Genomic DNA, 13,833 nt, shown 5'->3' with positions numbered 1-13,833 from the left:
CACGATGTGGCTACAAGAGCACGTGTGACTCTGTGCAACGGCCTCCGGGGCGGCTACTTTCAGCGGCCAGTCAGGTCCCACGCCGGGACAGCCGCCCGACCGGGCGGCCAGGTGGCATTTGGAGGAACGAGTGCAGAAAGCACGACTTGCGAGGGTCATCGTGCTGGCCAGTGTCGGGGCCATCGCCCTCAGCGCGTGTTCGGCGCGGACGGACAGCGGCTCGAACAGCAACAGCTCGAGCTCCCAGTCCCAGGCCGCGGCGCCGTCCGCCGCCGCCGACGCGGCCGACCCGGCCGGCGACGGCAAGGCCCAGTGTGCCCCGACCTCCATCGCGTACGCGGGCACCATCAACGGCGCCAACGCCGCGCTGGGCGTCAACATCCTGAACGGCGCGAAGCTCGCCGTCGACCAGCACAACAAGGCCAACCCGGGCTGCCAGGTCAAGCTGGAGCAGTTCGACACCGAGGGCACGCCGGACAAGGCGCCCGGCATCGTGACGCAGATCGTCAACACGCCGGCCATCATCGGCGTCGTCGGCCTGCCGTTCTCGGGCGAGTCGAAGGCCGCCGGCAACATCTTCAACGGTGCCGGCCTGGTCACGGTCACCCCGTCGGCCACCAACCCGACGCTGTCCCAGAACGGCTGGAAGACCTTCTTCCGCGGCCTGGGCAACGACAACACCCAGGGCCCGGCCGCCGCGAAGTTCATGACCGGCGACCTCAAGGCCAACAAGGTGTGCGTCATCAAGGACGACTCCGACTACGGCACCGGCCTGGCCGCCTCGACCATCCAGGCGCTCGGTGACAAGGGCACCTGCCAGGACAGCGTCAAGACCAAGCAGACCGACTTCTCGGCCGTGGTCAACAAGATCAAGAGCGAGAAGCCGGACGCCGTCTTCTACTCCGGTTACTACCAGGAAGCCGCGCCCTTCGCGCAGCAGCTGAACGACGCGGGTGTCACGGCCAAGTTCGTCGGCCCGGACGGCGTGAAGGACGACGAGTTCGTCAAGGGCGCCGGCGAAGCGGCCGCGAACGCGTACTTCACCTGCCCCTGCGTCCCGGCGGACCAGTTCACCAAGTTCACCGACGCCTACAAGGCCGCGGTCGGCAAGGACCCGGGCACCTACTCGCCCGAGGCCTACGACCTGGCGACGATCCTGCTCAAGGGCATCGACTCCGGCAAGAAGGACCGCGCCGGCCTGCTCGACTTCGTCAAGAGCTACGACGGCCAGGGCATCACGAAGCACTTCAAGTGGGACGACAAGGGCGAGCTCTCCAGCACGACCGTGTGGACCTACAAGGTCGAGGGCGGGAAGATCGTCCGCAACACCGAGATCAAGTAGCGCAACGCTTCCGTTCTGATTACCGGGGTGCACGTCCGGCGGCTGGATCCCGCCGGGCCTGCACCCCGGTCCCACATGGAGAACTAGTGTGTCATTGACTCATGACCTGAGCTCGGCCGTGCTGGTCCACAGCGACAGCTGGATCACGTTCGACGTGAACGCGTTCCTGGACCAGTTCTGGAACAACACGTTCGACGGGCTCGCCTACGGCAGCATCTACGCGCTCGTGGCGCTGGGCTACACCCTGGTGTACGGCGTCCTCAAGCTCATCAACTTCGCCCACTCCGAAGTCTTCATCTACGGCGTCTACGCGACGTGGTTCACCTTCTACGGCCTCGGGTTCCGGCCCGGCAACACGCCCACGCTGTCGGTGGTGGAGCTGGTCGGCTTCCTGCTGCTGGCGTTGCTGGCGTCGATGGCCGTCTCCGGCGGCACGGCGGTGGTCCTGGAACGCGTGGCCTACCGCCCCCTGCGAAAACGCGGGGCACCCAAGCTCGTCTTCCTGATCACCGCGATCGGCGCGTCCTTCGTGCTGCAGCAGCTGATCTTCATCTGGCGCGGCGGCAACCCCGAACTCGGCATCCGCCTGATGCGCAACGAAGAGGTCTTCACGCTCTTCGGCGGCAGCATCACCAACGTCACGATCATCACGGTCGTCGCCTCGATCGTGCTGATGCTGGGCGCCAACTACTTCGTCAACAAGACCAAGTTCGGGCGCGGTATCCGCGCGGTGGCGCAGGACCCCGACACGGCGACGCTGATGGGCGTCAACAAGGAACGCGTCATCATGCTGACGTTCCTCATCGGCGGCCTGCTCGCCGGTGCGGCGGCGCTGTTCTACATGATGAAGATCCCGCAGGGCGCCTGGTACCAGGGCGGCTTCCTGCTCGGCATCAAGGCGTTCACCGCGGCGGTGCTCGGCGGTATCGGCAACCTGCGCGGCGCGCTGCTGGGCGGCCTGCTGCTCGGCGTCGCGGAGAACTACGGCCAGTCGCTGTTCGGCGGCGGCTGGCGCGACATCGTCGCGTTCGTGCTGCTGGTGCTCGTCCTGATGATCCGGCCCACCGGCATCCTCGGTGAGTCGCTCGGAAAGGCCCGGGTATGACCACGACCACGACCCAGCCGGCGGCCGCGACCGCCGGCAAGCGCTCGTTCGGCGAGCGCTGGAACAACCTCAGCCGCGTGCAGCAGTGGGTCATCCTGATCCCGCTGGTGGTGCTCATCTACTTCCTGCCGGTGCTGAACCCGCCGATCCTGACCACCCAGCCCGGCTACGACTTCCCGATCGCGATGTTCGAGGTGGCCCGCTACGCGCTGGTCGCCATCGGCCTCAACGTCGTCGTCGGGCAGGCCGGCCTGCTGGACCTCGGGTACGTCGGCTTCTTCGCCATCGGCGCGTACGTGATGGCGCTGTTCACCAGCCCCGACTCGTCGCTGTCGCACCTGCCGTTCCTCGTCGTGCTGCCGATCGCCATGGCCGTCACGATGGTCTTCGGCGTGATCCTCGGGACACCGACACTGCGGTTGCGCGGGGACTACCTGGCGATCGTGACGCTCGGTTTCGGCGAGATCGTCCGCCTGCTCGCCGACAACGTCGGCCCGCTGCGCGGCAACTCCGGGTTCAAGGAGGTCGGGCACCCGCCGGGCACGAACGCCGACGGGTCGCCGCTGTTCAACAACTCGAACGGCATCCCGTGGTACTGGCTGTGCGTCACGCTGATCATCGCCGTGCTGTTCCTGGTCGGGAACCTGGAGCGCAGCCGGGTCGGCCGCGCGTGGGTCGCCATCCGGGACGACGAGGACGCGGCCGAGATCATGGGCGTCCCGACGTTCAAGTTCAAGATCTGGGCGTTCATCAGCGGCGCGGCGATCGGCGGCCTCTCCGGGGCGCTCTACGCCGGCCAGCTCGGCTTCGTGAACAACCAGAAGTTCGACGTCGTGACGTCGATGCTGTTCCTGGCCGCGGTGATCCTCGGCGGCTCGGGCAACAAGGTCGGCGTCCTGCTGGGCGCGTGCGTGGTCGCCTACGTCCCGCTGCGGTTCCAGGCGATCGCCGAGTACAAGTACCTGATCTTCGGCCTGGCGCTGATCATCCTGATGATCTTCCGCCCGCAGGGCCTGCTCGGCGCCCGCCAGCGCCTGCTCGCCTACGGCAGGCAGGCCTATCAGCGGCTGCTGGGCCGGGGCGAGCAGATCAGCAGTGACGGTGCGCTGCAGACCGAACCGACCCCGGGGAGCAAGTCATGACCGACCCCCAGAACGGCGGCCCCGAGGTCGTCGCGGAGGGCGGCCTCGTCGCCGAGCTGCAGCAGATGACGGCCGAGGAGCGGGCCGAGCACGACGCCGAGGTCGCCGAGGTCGTCGCGCCGGACCGCGAGATCGACGTCGAGGTCGGGCAGACCCTGCTCGAGGTCGACGACGTCACCATGCGCTTCGGCGGGCTCGTCGCGCTCGACCAGATCTCCTTCGACATCCGCCGCGGCGAGATCCTCGGCCTGATCGGGCCGAACGGCGCGGGCAAGACGACGTGCTTCAACGCGATGACGGGCGTCTACCGGCCGACGTCGGGCGAAGTCCGGCTCGAAGGCAACGCGCTGGGCAAGACGTCCCGGCACGGCATCACCCAGCTCGGCATCGCGCGGACGTTCCAGAACATCCGGCTCTTCAGCGAGATGACCGCACTGGAGAACGTCGTCGTCGGCACCGACGCGCGGCACAAGACCAGCCTGCTCGGGGCGCTGCTGCGGCTGCCGCGGCACCACCGCGAGGAGAAGGCCGCCGTCGAGAAGGCGATGGCCCTGCTGGAGTTCGTCGGCATCGCCGACCGCGCGGCCGACCGGGCGAAGAACCTGCCCTACGGCTACCAGCGGCGCCTGGAGATCGCGCGGGCGCTGGCCACCGAGCCGAAGCTGCTCTGCCTGGACGAGCCCGCGGCGGGCTTCAACCCGGCGGAGAAGGAAGACCTGATGGGCCTGATCCGGACGATCCGCGACGACGGCTACACCGTCCTGCTGATCGAACACGACATGAAGCTCGTCATGGGCGTGACCGACCGGATCGTGGTGCTGGAGTTCGGCAAGAAGATCGCCGAAGGCGTGCCGGCCGAAATCCGCGAGAACCCCGCGGTGATCGCGGCCTACCTGGGGGTGCCTGACGATGACGTTGCTTGAGTTGTCGGACGTGTCCGTCCACTACGGACGGATCCAGGCGGTCTCCGGGCTGTCCATCTCGGTGAACGAGGGCGAGGTCGTCACGCTCATCGGCGCGAACGGCGCCGGCAAGTCGACGACCATGCGGGCGATCTCCGGGATCCGGCCGATCTCGTCGGGCAAGATCACCTTCGCCGGCGAGGACATCTCCAAGCTGCGCGGTGACCTGCGGGTGGTCCGCGGGATCTCCCAGGCGCCGGAAGGCCGGGGCATCTTCCCCGGCATGACGGTGATGGAGAACCTCGACATGGGCGCCTACGCCCGCAAGGACCGCAAGGACCTCAGCGCGGACCTGGAGCGCGTCTTCGAGCTGTTCCCGCGGCTGGCCGAACGCAAGACCCAGCTGGGCGGCACGATGTCCGGCGGCGAGCAGCAGATGCTCGCCATCGGCCGCGCCCTGATGGCGAAGCCGAAGCTGCTGCTGCTGGACGAGCCGTCGATGGGCCTCGCGCCGCAGTTCATCCAGCAGATCTTCCGGATCATCACGGAGATCAACAAGCAGGGCACCACGGTGCTGCTCGTGGAGCAGAACGCGCAGCAGGCGCTGTCCCGCGCCCACCGCGCGTACGTGCTGGAGACCGGCCGGATCACCAAGACCGGCACCGGCAAGGAACTGCTCGCGGACACCAGCATCAAGGAGGCGTACCTGGGCGTCGGCTGACGTCCCGGAAGGCCCCGAACCGGCCCCGCGCGCTCCGGCGTGCGGGGCCGGTTCGCGTTTCCGGCGACAACCAGTGGTTGTCGCCGGCGCCGGAACGGCTGTTGGACCCGGCCCGCTCCCCGGCGGTTTGCTTGAGACACAACCGAAGGAGCGTGAAATGGTGGAAGGGATCGCGGCCGGCGTGCCGTTCGTGGCGGTACCGCCGGCGGACGAGTCCGCGCCGGCGGCCCTGCTGGCGGGCTGGCATCTCATGGACGAGCCGGCCAGTGAGCGGGCGATGGCCGAGGCCGTCCCGATGGCGGGCCTGCAGGCGTGGCGGGTGTACTTCGGGCTGCCCCTGTCCGGGAAACGGCTGCCCGAGGGCGGCCCGGCCGAAGTGTTCCGCCGCGCGAGCGAGGACGCCGTGCTGAACGTGTTCGGCCCGGTGACCGAGCAGGCAGCGGCGGAGTTCCCGGCGGCGCTGGCCGAGCTGCGCGACCGGCTGCCGGGCGCGACCGGGCCGCTCGGGGTGTTCGGCGGCTCGGCCGGGGCGCTGGTGGCTCTGGAGGTGCTGGCGCGGGGGGACGCCGCGATCACGGCGGCCGCGGTCGCTAGCCCGATCGTCCAGCTCACGCCGATGATCGCGGCCAACGAGCGCCGCTTCGGGGTGTCCTACGCCTGGAGCGAACGTTCGCGCGAAGTGGCGGCGCGCCACGACTACCTCGACCGGGCGGGCGAGCTGACCGCGCCGCTGCTGGTCGTCACCGGCGCGGACGACGACATCGCCGTGCGCGAGCCGGCCGAGGCGCTGCGGGAGAAGCTGGGGATCGAGCTGGTGGTGGTCGACGGGATGGCGCACGAGTTCCCGCCGGGGACACCGGAGGCGGCGCGCGTCGACGCCGCTTTCACGGAGTGGTTCGGGCGGCGGCTGCGAGGCTGACGTCGTCGTCCGGCAGCCAGGCGTGCTCCGGGTCCTGGGCGCACCAGTCCTCTTCACGGCTGGTGCGCCCGGCCAGCGCCAGCAGCCGCCGCAGCGCCGGGTGCGCCTTGCCGCGCCGCCAGACCAGCGACCACGGGAACAACGGCGACGGCTCGAACGGCAGCACCTTGAGGTTCAGCTCCGGCGCCAGCTCCATGTCGGCGCCGGCCAGGGTGACCCGCCGCTTGCCGTACCGCGTCTGCTCGAGGGTGTGCCGCAGGTCGTAGCTGACGCCGGAGTCGTCGATCGGCACGCCGAACCGGGTGCACATCGCCTGCAGGTAGGACAGCCATTCGGCCGGGCCGCGCAGGCCCGGCAGCCAGATCCCGTCGGCCCGCAGGTCCTCGAGCCGCAGCACGTCCTGCACCGCCATCGGGTGTTCGGGCGCGAGCAGCGCGACCAGCGGCTCGAGCCGGACGACCCGGTGTTCGAGCTCGTCGGGCAGCGGCCGCTCGCCGCCGGTGACCCGGCCGAAGGCGGCGTCGAGCTCGCCCGACAGCAGCGGCTCGACCGCGGCGGCGAACCCGCCGCCGGCGACCCGGTCGATCTCCAGCCCCGGCTCGCGCTCGGCGAGGCGGCGCAGCAGGAACATAGGGGAGAGGCGGAAGTCGAGGACGTCGAGCCGCAGCGGCCGGTCTTCGGCGCCCACCGCGGCCACCGCCGCGTCAGCCACCCGGAGCAGCTCGCGGGCGTGCGGGAGGAACCGCTCGCCGTCGGCGGTCAGCTCGACCGCGCGGGGCGTGCGCAGGAACAACGGTGTCGCGAGGGTGTCTTCGAGCTTCCGGATCCGCTTCGACAGCGCCTGCTGCGTGAGGAACAGCGCCTGGGCGGCCCGCCCGAAGTGGCGGTGCTCCGCGGTCACCACGAACGCCCGCACCTGGGCGAGGTCGAGGTCCACCGGCTCAGGCGCCCGGCGGCCGGTCCCGGACGACGCAGGTGAGCCGCGCGGTGCAGGTGCGGCGGCCCTCGTCGTCGGTGAGCACGATTTCCGCGGTGATCGTGCCGCGGCCGACGTGCAGCGCTGTCGCCACGCCGGTGACCGTGCCCGAGCGGACCGCGCGGTGGTGGGTGCAGGACAGCTCGAGCCCCATCGCCGCCTTGCCGGGGCCGGCGTTCAGCGCGGCGACCGTGGACCCCAGGGCTTCGGCGAGCACGGCGTTCGCGCCGCCGTGCAGCAGGCCGTACGGCTGGAGGTTGCCCTCGACCGGCATCGTGCCGACCACGCGCTCGGCCGTCGCTTCCAGCAGCTTCATCCCGATCTTGTCGTTCAGCTGCTGGTCCGCCGCCGCCGGGTCGATGCCCGACAGCCGCTCCACGTCGATGGGGGCGGCACTTTCCGTCACACAACGCTCCTGTTCCTATGCGACACGTAAGAGTGTCGGACCCTCAGCCTAGACTCGGCCCCGTGAGCCCGAGTGAGAAGACGACCGTTGCCAACGCCACAGGATCCACCAGCCTCGCCGACCGGCCGAAGCTGCTGCTGATCGACGGCCATTCGATGGCCTACCGCGCGTTCTTCGCCCTGCCCGCGGAGAACTTCAGGACGAAGACCGGTCAGGTCACGAACGCGGTCTTCGGCTTCACCTCGATGCTCATCAACCTCCTGCGCGACGAAGCGCCGACCCACCTCGCGGTGGCGTTCGACCTCTCGCGCAAGACGTTCCGCTCGGAGACCTACGCCGACTACAAGGCCAACCGCAGCACCACCCCGGACGAGTTCCGCGGCCAGGTGGACCTGGTCAAGGACGTCCTCGGCGTGCTCGGCATCCCGTCGCTGGTGAAGGAGAACTTCGAGGCCGACGACATCATCGCCACGCTCACCACGCAGGCGACGGCCGACGGCTTCGACGTCCTCATCTGTACCGGCGACCGCGACGCGCTGCAGCTGGTGACCGAGCAGGTCACCGTGCTGTACCCGAAGCGCGGCGTCTCGGAGATGACGCGGTTCACGCCGGACGCCGTCGAGGAGAAGTACGGGCTCACCCCGCGGCAGTACCCGGACTTCGCGGCGCTGCGCGGCGACCCGTCGGACAACCTGCCGAGCATCCCCGGTGTCGGCGAGAAGACCGCGGCCAAGTGGATCAAGCAGTTCGGCTCGCTCGACGACCTCATCGACCGCGTCGACGAGGTCAAGGGCAAGGTCGGCGACGCGCTGCGGGCGCACCTGTCCGCCGTGCAGCTCAACCGGCAGCTGACCGAGCTGATCCGGGACGTCGAGCTGGAGGTCGGGCCCACCGGGCTGGAGCTGCGCCCCTGGGACCGCGAGGCGGTGCACGCGCTGTTCGACGAGCTGGAGTTCCGCGTGCTGCGGGACAGGCTGTTCGCGACGCTGCAGAGCGCCGAGCCGGAGGCCGACGAGGGTTTCGAGGTCTCGGGTTCCGCGCTCGCGCCGGGCGCGCTGGGCGCGTGGCTGGCCGCGCACGCGGGCGAGGGCGAGCCGGTGGCGCTGTCCTTCCGCACGGTCGGCACGTCGGTCCGGTCCGACCTGCGGGCGATCGCCTTCGCGACGGCCGACGGCGAAGGCGCGTATGTCGACGTCACGGCCATGGACCAGGCCGACGACGCGGCGCTGGCCGCCTGGTTCGCCGACAGCACGGTCCGCAAGACCGGCCACGACCTCAAGGTCCCGCTGCACGCGATCCGGGGCCGCGGCTGGGCGCTGGCCGGGCTCGCGATGGACACCGCGCTGGCCGCGTACCTGGTGCGGCCCGGGCAGCGCACGTTCGAGCTCGACGACCTCGCGCTGCGCTACCTGCACCGCGAGCTGCGCTCGGAAACCGACGGCGGCGACGGGCAGCTGTCCCTGCTCGACGGCGGCGCGGAAGGCTTGGAGCAGAAGGAAATCCAGGACGAGCTGGTGAAGGCCCGCGCGATCTTCGAGCTGGCCGGCGCGCTCGACAAGGAGCTCGAGCAGATCGGCGGCGCGAAGCTGCTCGCCGAGCTGGAACTGCCGCTGCTGGAGGTCATCACCGAGCTGGAGATCGCCGGTGTCGCCGTCGACCTGGAGCAGCTCACCACGCTCGAAGCGCACTACCTTTCGCGCGTCACGCAGGCCGCCGAAGCGGCGTACGAAGTCATCGGCAAGCAGATCAACCTCGGCTCGCCGAAGCAGCTGCAGGTCGTGCTGTTCGACGAGCTCGGCATGCCGAAGACCAAGCGCACCAAGACCGGCTACACGACCGACGCCGAGGCGCTGCAGGGGCTGTTCGAGAAGACCGAACACCCGTTCCTGCAGCACATGCTGGAGCACCGGGACGCGACGAAGCTGCGCACGACGGTCGAGGGGCTGATCAAGTCCGTCGCCGACGACGGGCGCATCCACACCACGCTGCTGCAGACGATCGCGGCCACCGGCCGGCTGTCCTCGACCGAACCGAACCTGCAGAACATCCCCGTCCGCACCGAGGAAGGCCGCCGCATCCGCGACGCCTTCATCGTCGGCGAGGGCTTCACCGAGCTGATGACCGCGGACTACAGCCAGATCGAAATGCGGATCATGGCGCACCTCTCGCAGGACGAGGGCCTCATCGAGGCGTTCAACTCCGGCGAGGACCTGCACACGTTCGTCGCGTCGCGGGCGTTCTCGATGCCGCCGGAGGAGATCACGCCGGAGCTGCGCTACCGCGTCAAGGCGATGTCGTACGGGCTCGCGTACGGGCTGTCGGCGTACGGGCTTTCGCAGCAGCTGCGGATCTCCACCGAAGAAGCCAAGGAGCAGATGGAGGCGTACTTCACCCGCTTCGGCGGCATCAGCGACTACCTCCACTCGGTCGTCGGCGTCGCGGCGAAGAACGGCTACACCGAAACGGTGTTCGGCCGCCGCCGCTACCTGCCGGACCTCAACAGCGACAACCGCCAGCGCCGCGAGATGGCCGAGCGGATGGCGCTCAACGCCCCGATCCAGGGCAGTGCGGCCGACATCATCAAGGTGGCGATGCTGAACGTCCACCGCGCGCTCGTCGAGGCGAAGCTGAAGAGCCGGATCCTGCTGCAGGTCCACGACGAACTGGTGCTCGAAGTCGCGGAGGGCGAGAAGGAGCAGCTGGAGAAGCTGGTCCGCGAAGGCATGGGCTCGGCGTACTCGCTGGCCGTGCCGCTCGAGGTGTCGGTCGGCTATGGCCGGTCCTGGAACGAGGCCGCGCACTAGCTTCTGCTCACTCGGCGTCACGACCCGGATCACCGGGTCGTGGCGCGGATGTACTCGGGCGGCCGTCGTCGGGCACCGGGTGCCGCGGCGAGGCTGGGCGCCATGGCCAGTGACTTCCAGCGGCGCAAGATCTCCGGCGTCTTCGGCGCCATGGACCACGACCGCGACGGGTACCTGACGGAGGCGGACTTCCGCGCGCTCACCGCGAGGTGGCTCGTTCTCCGCGGCACCGACGCGAGCACGCCCGGCGGGCAGCGGCTCACCGGCATCATGATGGGCTGGTGGGGCACGCTGGACGATGCCGCGGGCGGGGACGGCAAGGTCAGCGTCGACCAGGTCCTGCAGGTCGTCGACGAACTCCCGAAGATGCCGGGCGCCGTCACCGGCACGGCCGCCGCCGTGTTCGAAGCCGTCGACGAGAACGGCGACGGCGTCATCTCCGCGGCCGAGTACCACCGCCTCATCACGGCCTGGAACGGCGTCGAGACCCCGACCGACGAGGTGTTCGCGCTCCTCGACACCGACGGCGACGGCCGCCTGTCCCGCGAGGAGTTCACCGGGCACTGGTACGAGTTCTGGGCCGGCGACGACCCGGCGGCGCCCGGCAGCCGCGTGTTCGGGCGAGTGTGATCCGGCGTTGCGCCGAACGGACGACTCCGTTCGGGTGAGCCATTACCGCTGGGTAGGGAGGTCGGCGCCACCGCGTGGCGATCACGGCGTAGGGTCCGCCGAATGGGGTTCGAGCGTGAGCGACGACGCTGGCGGGTCCGGTTGCACGACGAACTCGGCCGGGTGTGCGGGGCGGGCACGGTACTGGACGAGTACCACGTGCTCACGAGCGCGCACGTCGTCGAGACGGCGGGTGGCCCGCGCGCCGCGTTGAGCGTCGACTTCGTCGGCCTGGCCGAGGCGATGCCCGGCGCCGCGACCGTCGTCGAAGGCTGCTGGGTGCCCTCCGACGGCGGCGGCCACGGCGATCTGGCGCTGCTGCGCCTGGAACGTCCCGAATCCCGCGTGTTCCGCGCCCCGCTGCACCGGATGCCGCTGGGCGAGCACCAGCTCGTCCGCGCGTTCGGGTTCCCGCCGGGTTCGGTCGGCCGCTGGACGCACGCCCGGCTCGGCGGCCCGGAGCAGACCGGCGGCGAGTGGGTCCGCCTGTTCCGCACGGCCGAAGCCGAACCGCTCGGCCCGGGTTTCGGCGGCACGGCGGTGCTCGACGAGGCGACCGGGCACGTGGTCGGCATGGTCGTCGGCAAGGACACCGGCACGTGGATGGTGCCGGTCGAGACGATGCTCGGGCACCTGCCCCAGCTGAGCATCTGGACTTCCGGCAGCCCGGCGGTCGACGCGAGCTTCTCGCGCCCGGTCGGCGAGGCCGTCGACGTGTCCTTCGTGCAGCGCGTCGCCGACTGGTTCTCGAACGCGGAGCCGGGCACGGTCTGGGTCGTCGACACGGGCGAGGCCGGCTCGCCGGTCGCGGCGGCGCTGCGGTTCGGGATCGTCCTCGCCGACCGGGAACGTTCCCTCGGCGTGCCCGGCCTGCCGCCCGCGCTCGGCGAAATGCCGCCGCCGGGCAGCGTCGACCTCGCCGTCGACGCGACCGGCCGCACGGCGGACGCGGTCCGCCACCGCATCGCCGACCGGCTGACCAACGGCGTCGCGGGCCGCACGCTGGTCGTCGACGCGATCGACGACTCCGCCGAGCCCGACCGGCTCGTCGGCGAGGTGCTGGCCCCGCTGGCCGGCCGCGCGGCCGAGCTCGGCCTGCGCCTGCTGCTGGGGTTCCGCGAGGAGTCGTCACCGGGCGTGGCGGCGGTGCGTGCGAGCACGGGCCAGGCCCGCCCGGCCGCGGACGACCTCGCGGGCCGCCTGGAGGTGCTGACCCAGGCGGTGGCGGAGCTGGCGGAGATCGAGGCGTACCAGCTGCGCGTGGCCACGCGCTTCACGGGCGTCGCGATGCTGCCGGCCCGCGCACAGCGGCTGAAGGGGGCACTCAAGCAGCTCCGGTCGGCCGAAGTGGACGGCGACGCGGAGTGGGTCGAGCGCCACATCGACAGCCACGAGCACGCGGTGGCCCCCGCGGTCGAGGACGGCCGCCGCCAGCGCGCGGTGCTGGACGGCCTGGTGGCCCGCCGCGAGGAGCTGCGCACGAGGCTGGCGGGCGACCACGAGCTGGCCCGGGAGCACGGGCTGGTGGGCGACCCGGAGATCGAGCAGGCGTACATCCCGGCGAAGAGGTTGCTGATCGACGGCCCCTGCGAGCTGACGGCCGCGGCCACCGCGGTGGACACGTACGCGGCGGCGGTCCGGGCACGGATCGAGGACCGCGGCTGAGCGACCTTCGGCGCCGGAATTGTCGGTGCCGACCGGTAGCGTAGGAAACGGGGGGCGCCCCCGCGGGCTGGGGCGGGGACCGCGCCCGAGCGAGGTTTCGGCGCCCGGAATTGTCGGTCCTGGCTGGTAGCGTGGAAAACGGGGGCGCCCCCGCGGGCCCCGGCCTGAATCAGACGGTCAGGACCACCTTCCCCCGCAGGTGACCGCCCTCGATCAGCCGGTGCGCGTCGGCGATGCGCTCGAACGGGAACGTCTCCTGCACGTGGACCCGAAGCCGCCCCCGCTCCACCAGTTCCACGAGGCCGCGCAGCGCGACCGGATCGGGATCGACCGCGATACCGCTGAACCGCCTCCCGGCCGCCTCGAACTTCGCGATCAGCTCCGTGTCTTCCTCCGCCACCGCCGTCACGAGGTGGCCCCCGGGCCGGAGCACGCCGAGTGAACGCGAAGCCGTGTCGCCGCCGATCGTGTCGAGCACGACGTCCACGTCCCTGACCACCGCCGCGAAGTCCGTCGTCGTGTGGTCCACGACCTCGTCGGCGCCCAAGCTCGTGACGAAGTCCCGCTTGCTCGAGCCCGCGGTCGTGATCACGTGCGCCCCGAGCGACGTCGCGAGCTGGATCGCGACGTGACCGACCCCGCCGCCACCGCCGTGGACCAGGACGCGGTCGCCCGCGGTCACGCCGCCCAGGTCGACGAGGCCCTGCCACGCCGTCAACCCCACCACCGGCAACGCCGCCGCCTCGACGTGGGAAAGCGACGCCGGTTTGCGTGCCAGGTGCAACGCCGGCGCGGCCACGAACTCGGCGTACGCGTTGGCCGCCCGGGGGAACAACGGCATCCCGAAGACCTCGTCACCGGGCCGGAACCGCCACGTCTGCGCCGCCGCCTCGACCACTCCGCTGATGTCCCAGCCGAGGGTGAACGGCGGCGGGCCCAACAGCGGGAATTCGCCGGCCCGCAGGCGTGGTTCGAGGGGGTTGAGCCCGATCGCCGTGACGCGGACGAGGACTTCGGCCGGCCGGGGGCGGGGTTCGGGCGCGTCCACGATGGTCAGGACCTCGGGGCCGCCGAGCGTGTGCTGGGTGATGACTCGCATGCCTCCACCATGATCGCCGCCACGGCGGCGTACCACCGGTGCGCCGCCAGGAAGTTCCGGAAACCCGCCACCGTAGGGTGAGG

Annotated in this window: 12 protein-coding genes; 9 read left to right on the top strand and 3 right to left on the bottom strand. The window is 70.8% G+C overall.

The genetic code is table 11. From position 1 onward, the window contains the following. Positions 1-160: 160 nt before the first annotated feature. The 6 genes from ABZW17_RS27110 (at position 161) to ABZW17_RS27085 (ending at position 6,131) form a co-directional block, all read left to right on the top strand. Complete coding sequence (locus ABZW17_RS27110; RefSeq protein WP_354819915.1) at positions 161-1,342, top strand: branched-chain amino acid ABC transporter substrate-binding protein; 1,182 nt, start codon at positions 161-163, stop codon at positions 1,340-1,342. A gap of 94 nt (positions 1,343-1,436) precedes the next feature. Beyond that, positions 1,437-2,447, top strand: coding sequence for a branched-chain amino acid ABC transporter permease (locus ABZW17_RS27105; RefSeq protein ID WP_354819985.1), 1,011 nt, complete (start codon positions 1,437-1,439; stop codon positions 2,445-2,447). Continuing rightward, a complete protein-coding gene (locus tag ABZW17_RS27100) occupies positions 2,444-3,589 on the top strand; it encodes a branched-chain amino acid ABC transporter permease (protein WP_354819912.1) in 1,146 nt (381 codons plus the stop codon). Before ABZW17_RS27105 ends, ABZW17_RS27100 begins: the two co-directional genes overlap by 4 nt. Beyond that, a complete protein-coding gene (locus tag ABZW17_RS27095) occupies positions 3,586-4,512 on the top strand; it encodes an ABC transporter ATP-binding protein (RefSeq protein ID WP_354819909.1) in 927 nt (308 codons plus the stop codon). Before ABZW17_RS27100 ends, ABZW17_RS27095 begins: the two co-directional genes overlap by 4 nt. After that, positions 4,499-5,212, top strand: a complete 714-nt coding sequence (locus ABZW17_RS27090; protein WP_354819906.1) for an ABC transporter ATP-binding protein — start codon at positions 4,499-4,501, stop codon at positions 5,210-5,212. Before ABZW17_RS27095 ends, ABZW17_RS27090 begins: the two co-directional genes overlap by 14 nt. A 157-nt stretch (positions 5,213-5,369) precedes the next feature. Continuing rightward, positions 5,370-6,131, top strand: coding sequence for a prolyl oligopeptidase family serine peptidase (locus ABZW17_RS27085; protein WP_354819903.1), 762 nt, complete (start codon positions 5,370-5,372; stop codon positions 6,129-6,131). Here the strand turns inward: ABZW17_RS27085 and ABZW17_RS27080 are convergent. Continuing rightward, complete coding sequence (locus ABZW17_RS27080; RefSeq protein ID WP_354819900.1) at positions 6,097-7,068, bottom strand: LysR family transcriptional regulator; 972 nt, start codon at positions 7,066-7,068, stop codon at positions 6,097-6,099. The genes ABZW17_RS27085 and ABZW17_RS27080 overlap by 35 nt on opposite strands. Positions 7,069-7,072: 4 nt before the next feature. Further along, positions 7,073-7,513: a hotdog fold thioesterase gene (locus tag ABZW17_RS27075; protein WP_354819897.1), complete on the bottom strand. Its 441-nt coding sequence runs from the start codon at positions 7,511-7,513 to the stop codon at positions 7,073-7,075. A 62-nt stretch (positions 7,514-7,575) separates the two neighbouring features. Here ABZW17_RS27075 and polA point away from each other — a divergent pair, with 62 nt between their 5' ends. The 3 genes from polA to ABZW17_RS27060 all read left to right on the top strand — a co-directional run bounded on the left by polA (position 7,576) and on the right by ABZW17_RS27060 (position 12,651). Next, positions 7,576-10,317 (top strand): DNA polymerase I, encoded by a 2,742-nt coding sequence (gene polA, locus ABZW17_RS27070; protein WP_354819894.1) that lies wholly within the window; start codon positions 7,576-7,578, stop codon positions 10,315-10,317. A 102-nt stretch (positions 10,318-10,419) separates the two neighbouring features. Beyond that, positions 10,420-10,947 carry an EF-hand domain-containing protein gene (locus tag ABZW17_RS27065; RefSeq protein WP_354819891.1) on the top strand — a complete coding sequence of 176 codons (528 nt, stop codon included), beginning with the start codon at positions 10,420-10,422 and terminating at the stop codon, positions 10,945-10,947. A 102-nt stretch (positions 10,948-11,049) separates the two neighbouring features. Beyond that, complete coding sequence (locus tag ABZW17_RS27060; protein WP_354819888.1) at positions 11,050-12,651, top strand: serine protease; 1,602 nt, start codon at positions 11,050-11,052, stop codon at positions 12,649-12,651. A 169-nt stretch (positions 12,652-12,820) separates the two neighbouring features. On the opposite strand, the gene ABZW17_RS27055 is transcribed toward ABZW17_RS27060, so the two are convergent. Beyond that, positions 12,821-13,750 (bottom strand): NADP-dependent oxidoreductase, encoded by a 930-nt coding sequence (locus ABZW17_RS27055; protein ID WP_354819885.1) that lies wholly within the window; start codon positions 13,748-13,750, stop codon positions 12,821-12,823. Between the last annotated feature and the right edge of the window lie 83 nt (positions 13,751-13,833).

The sequence above is a fragment of the Amycolatopsis sp. NPDC004625 genome (assembly GCF_040609695.1).
Lineage (GTDB): Bacteria > Actinomycetota > Actinomycetes > Mycobacteriales > Pseudonocardiaceae > Amycolatopsis.
The sequence above is the reverse complement of the archived record's forward strand: the minus strand, read 5'-3'. Positions and strand labels throughout refer to the sequence as shown.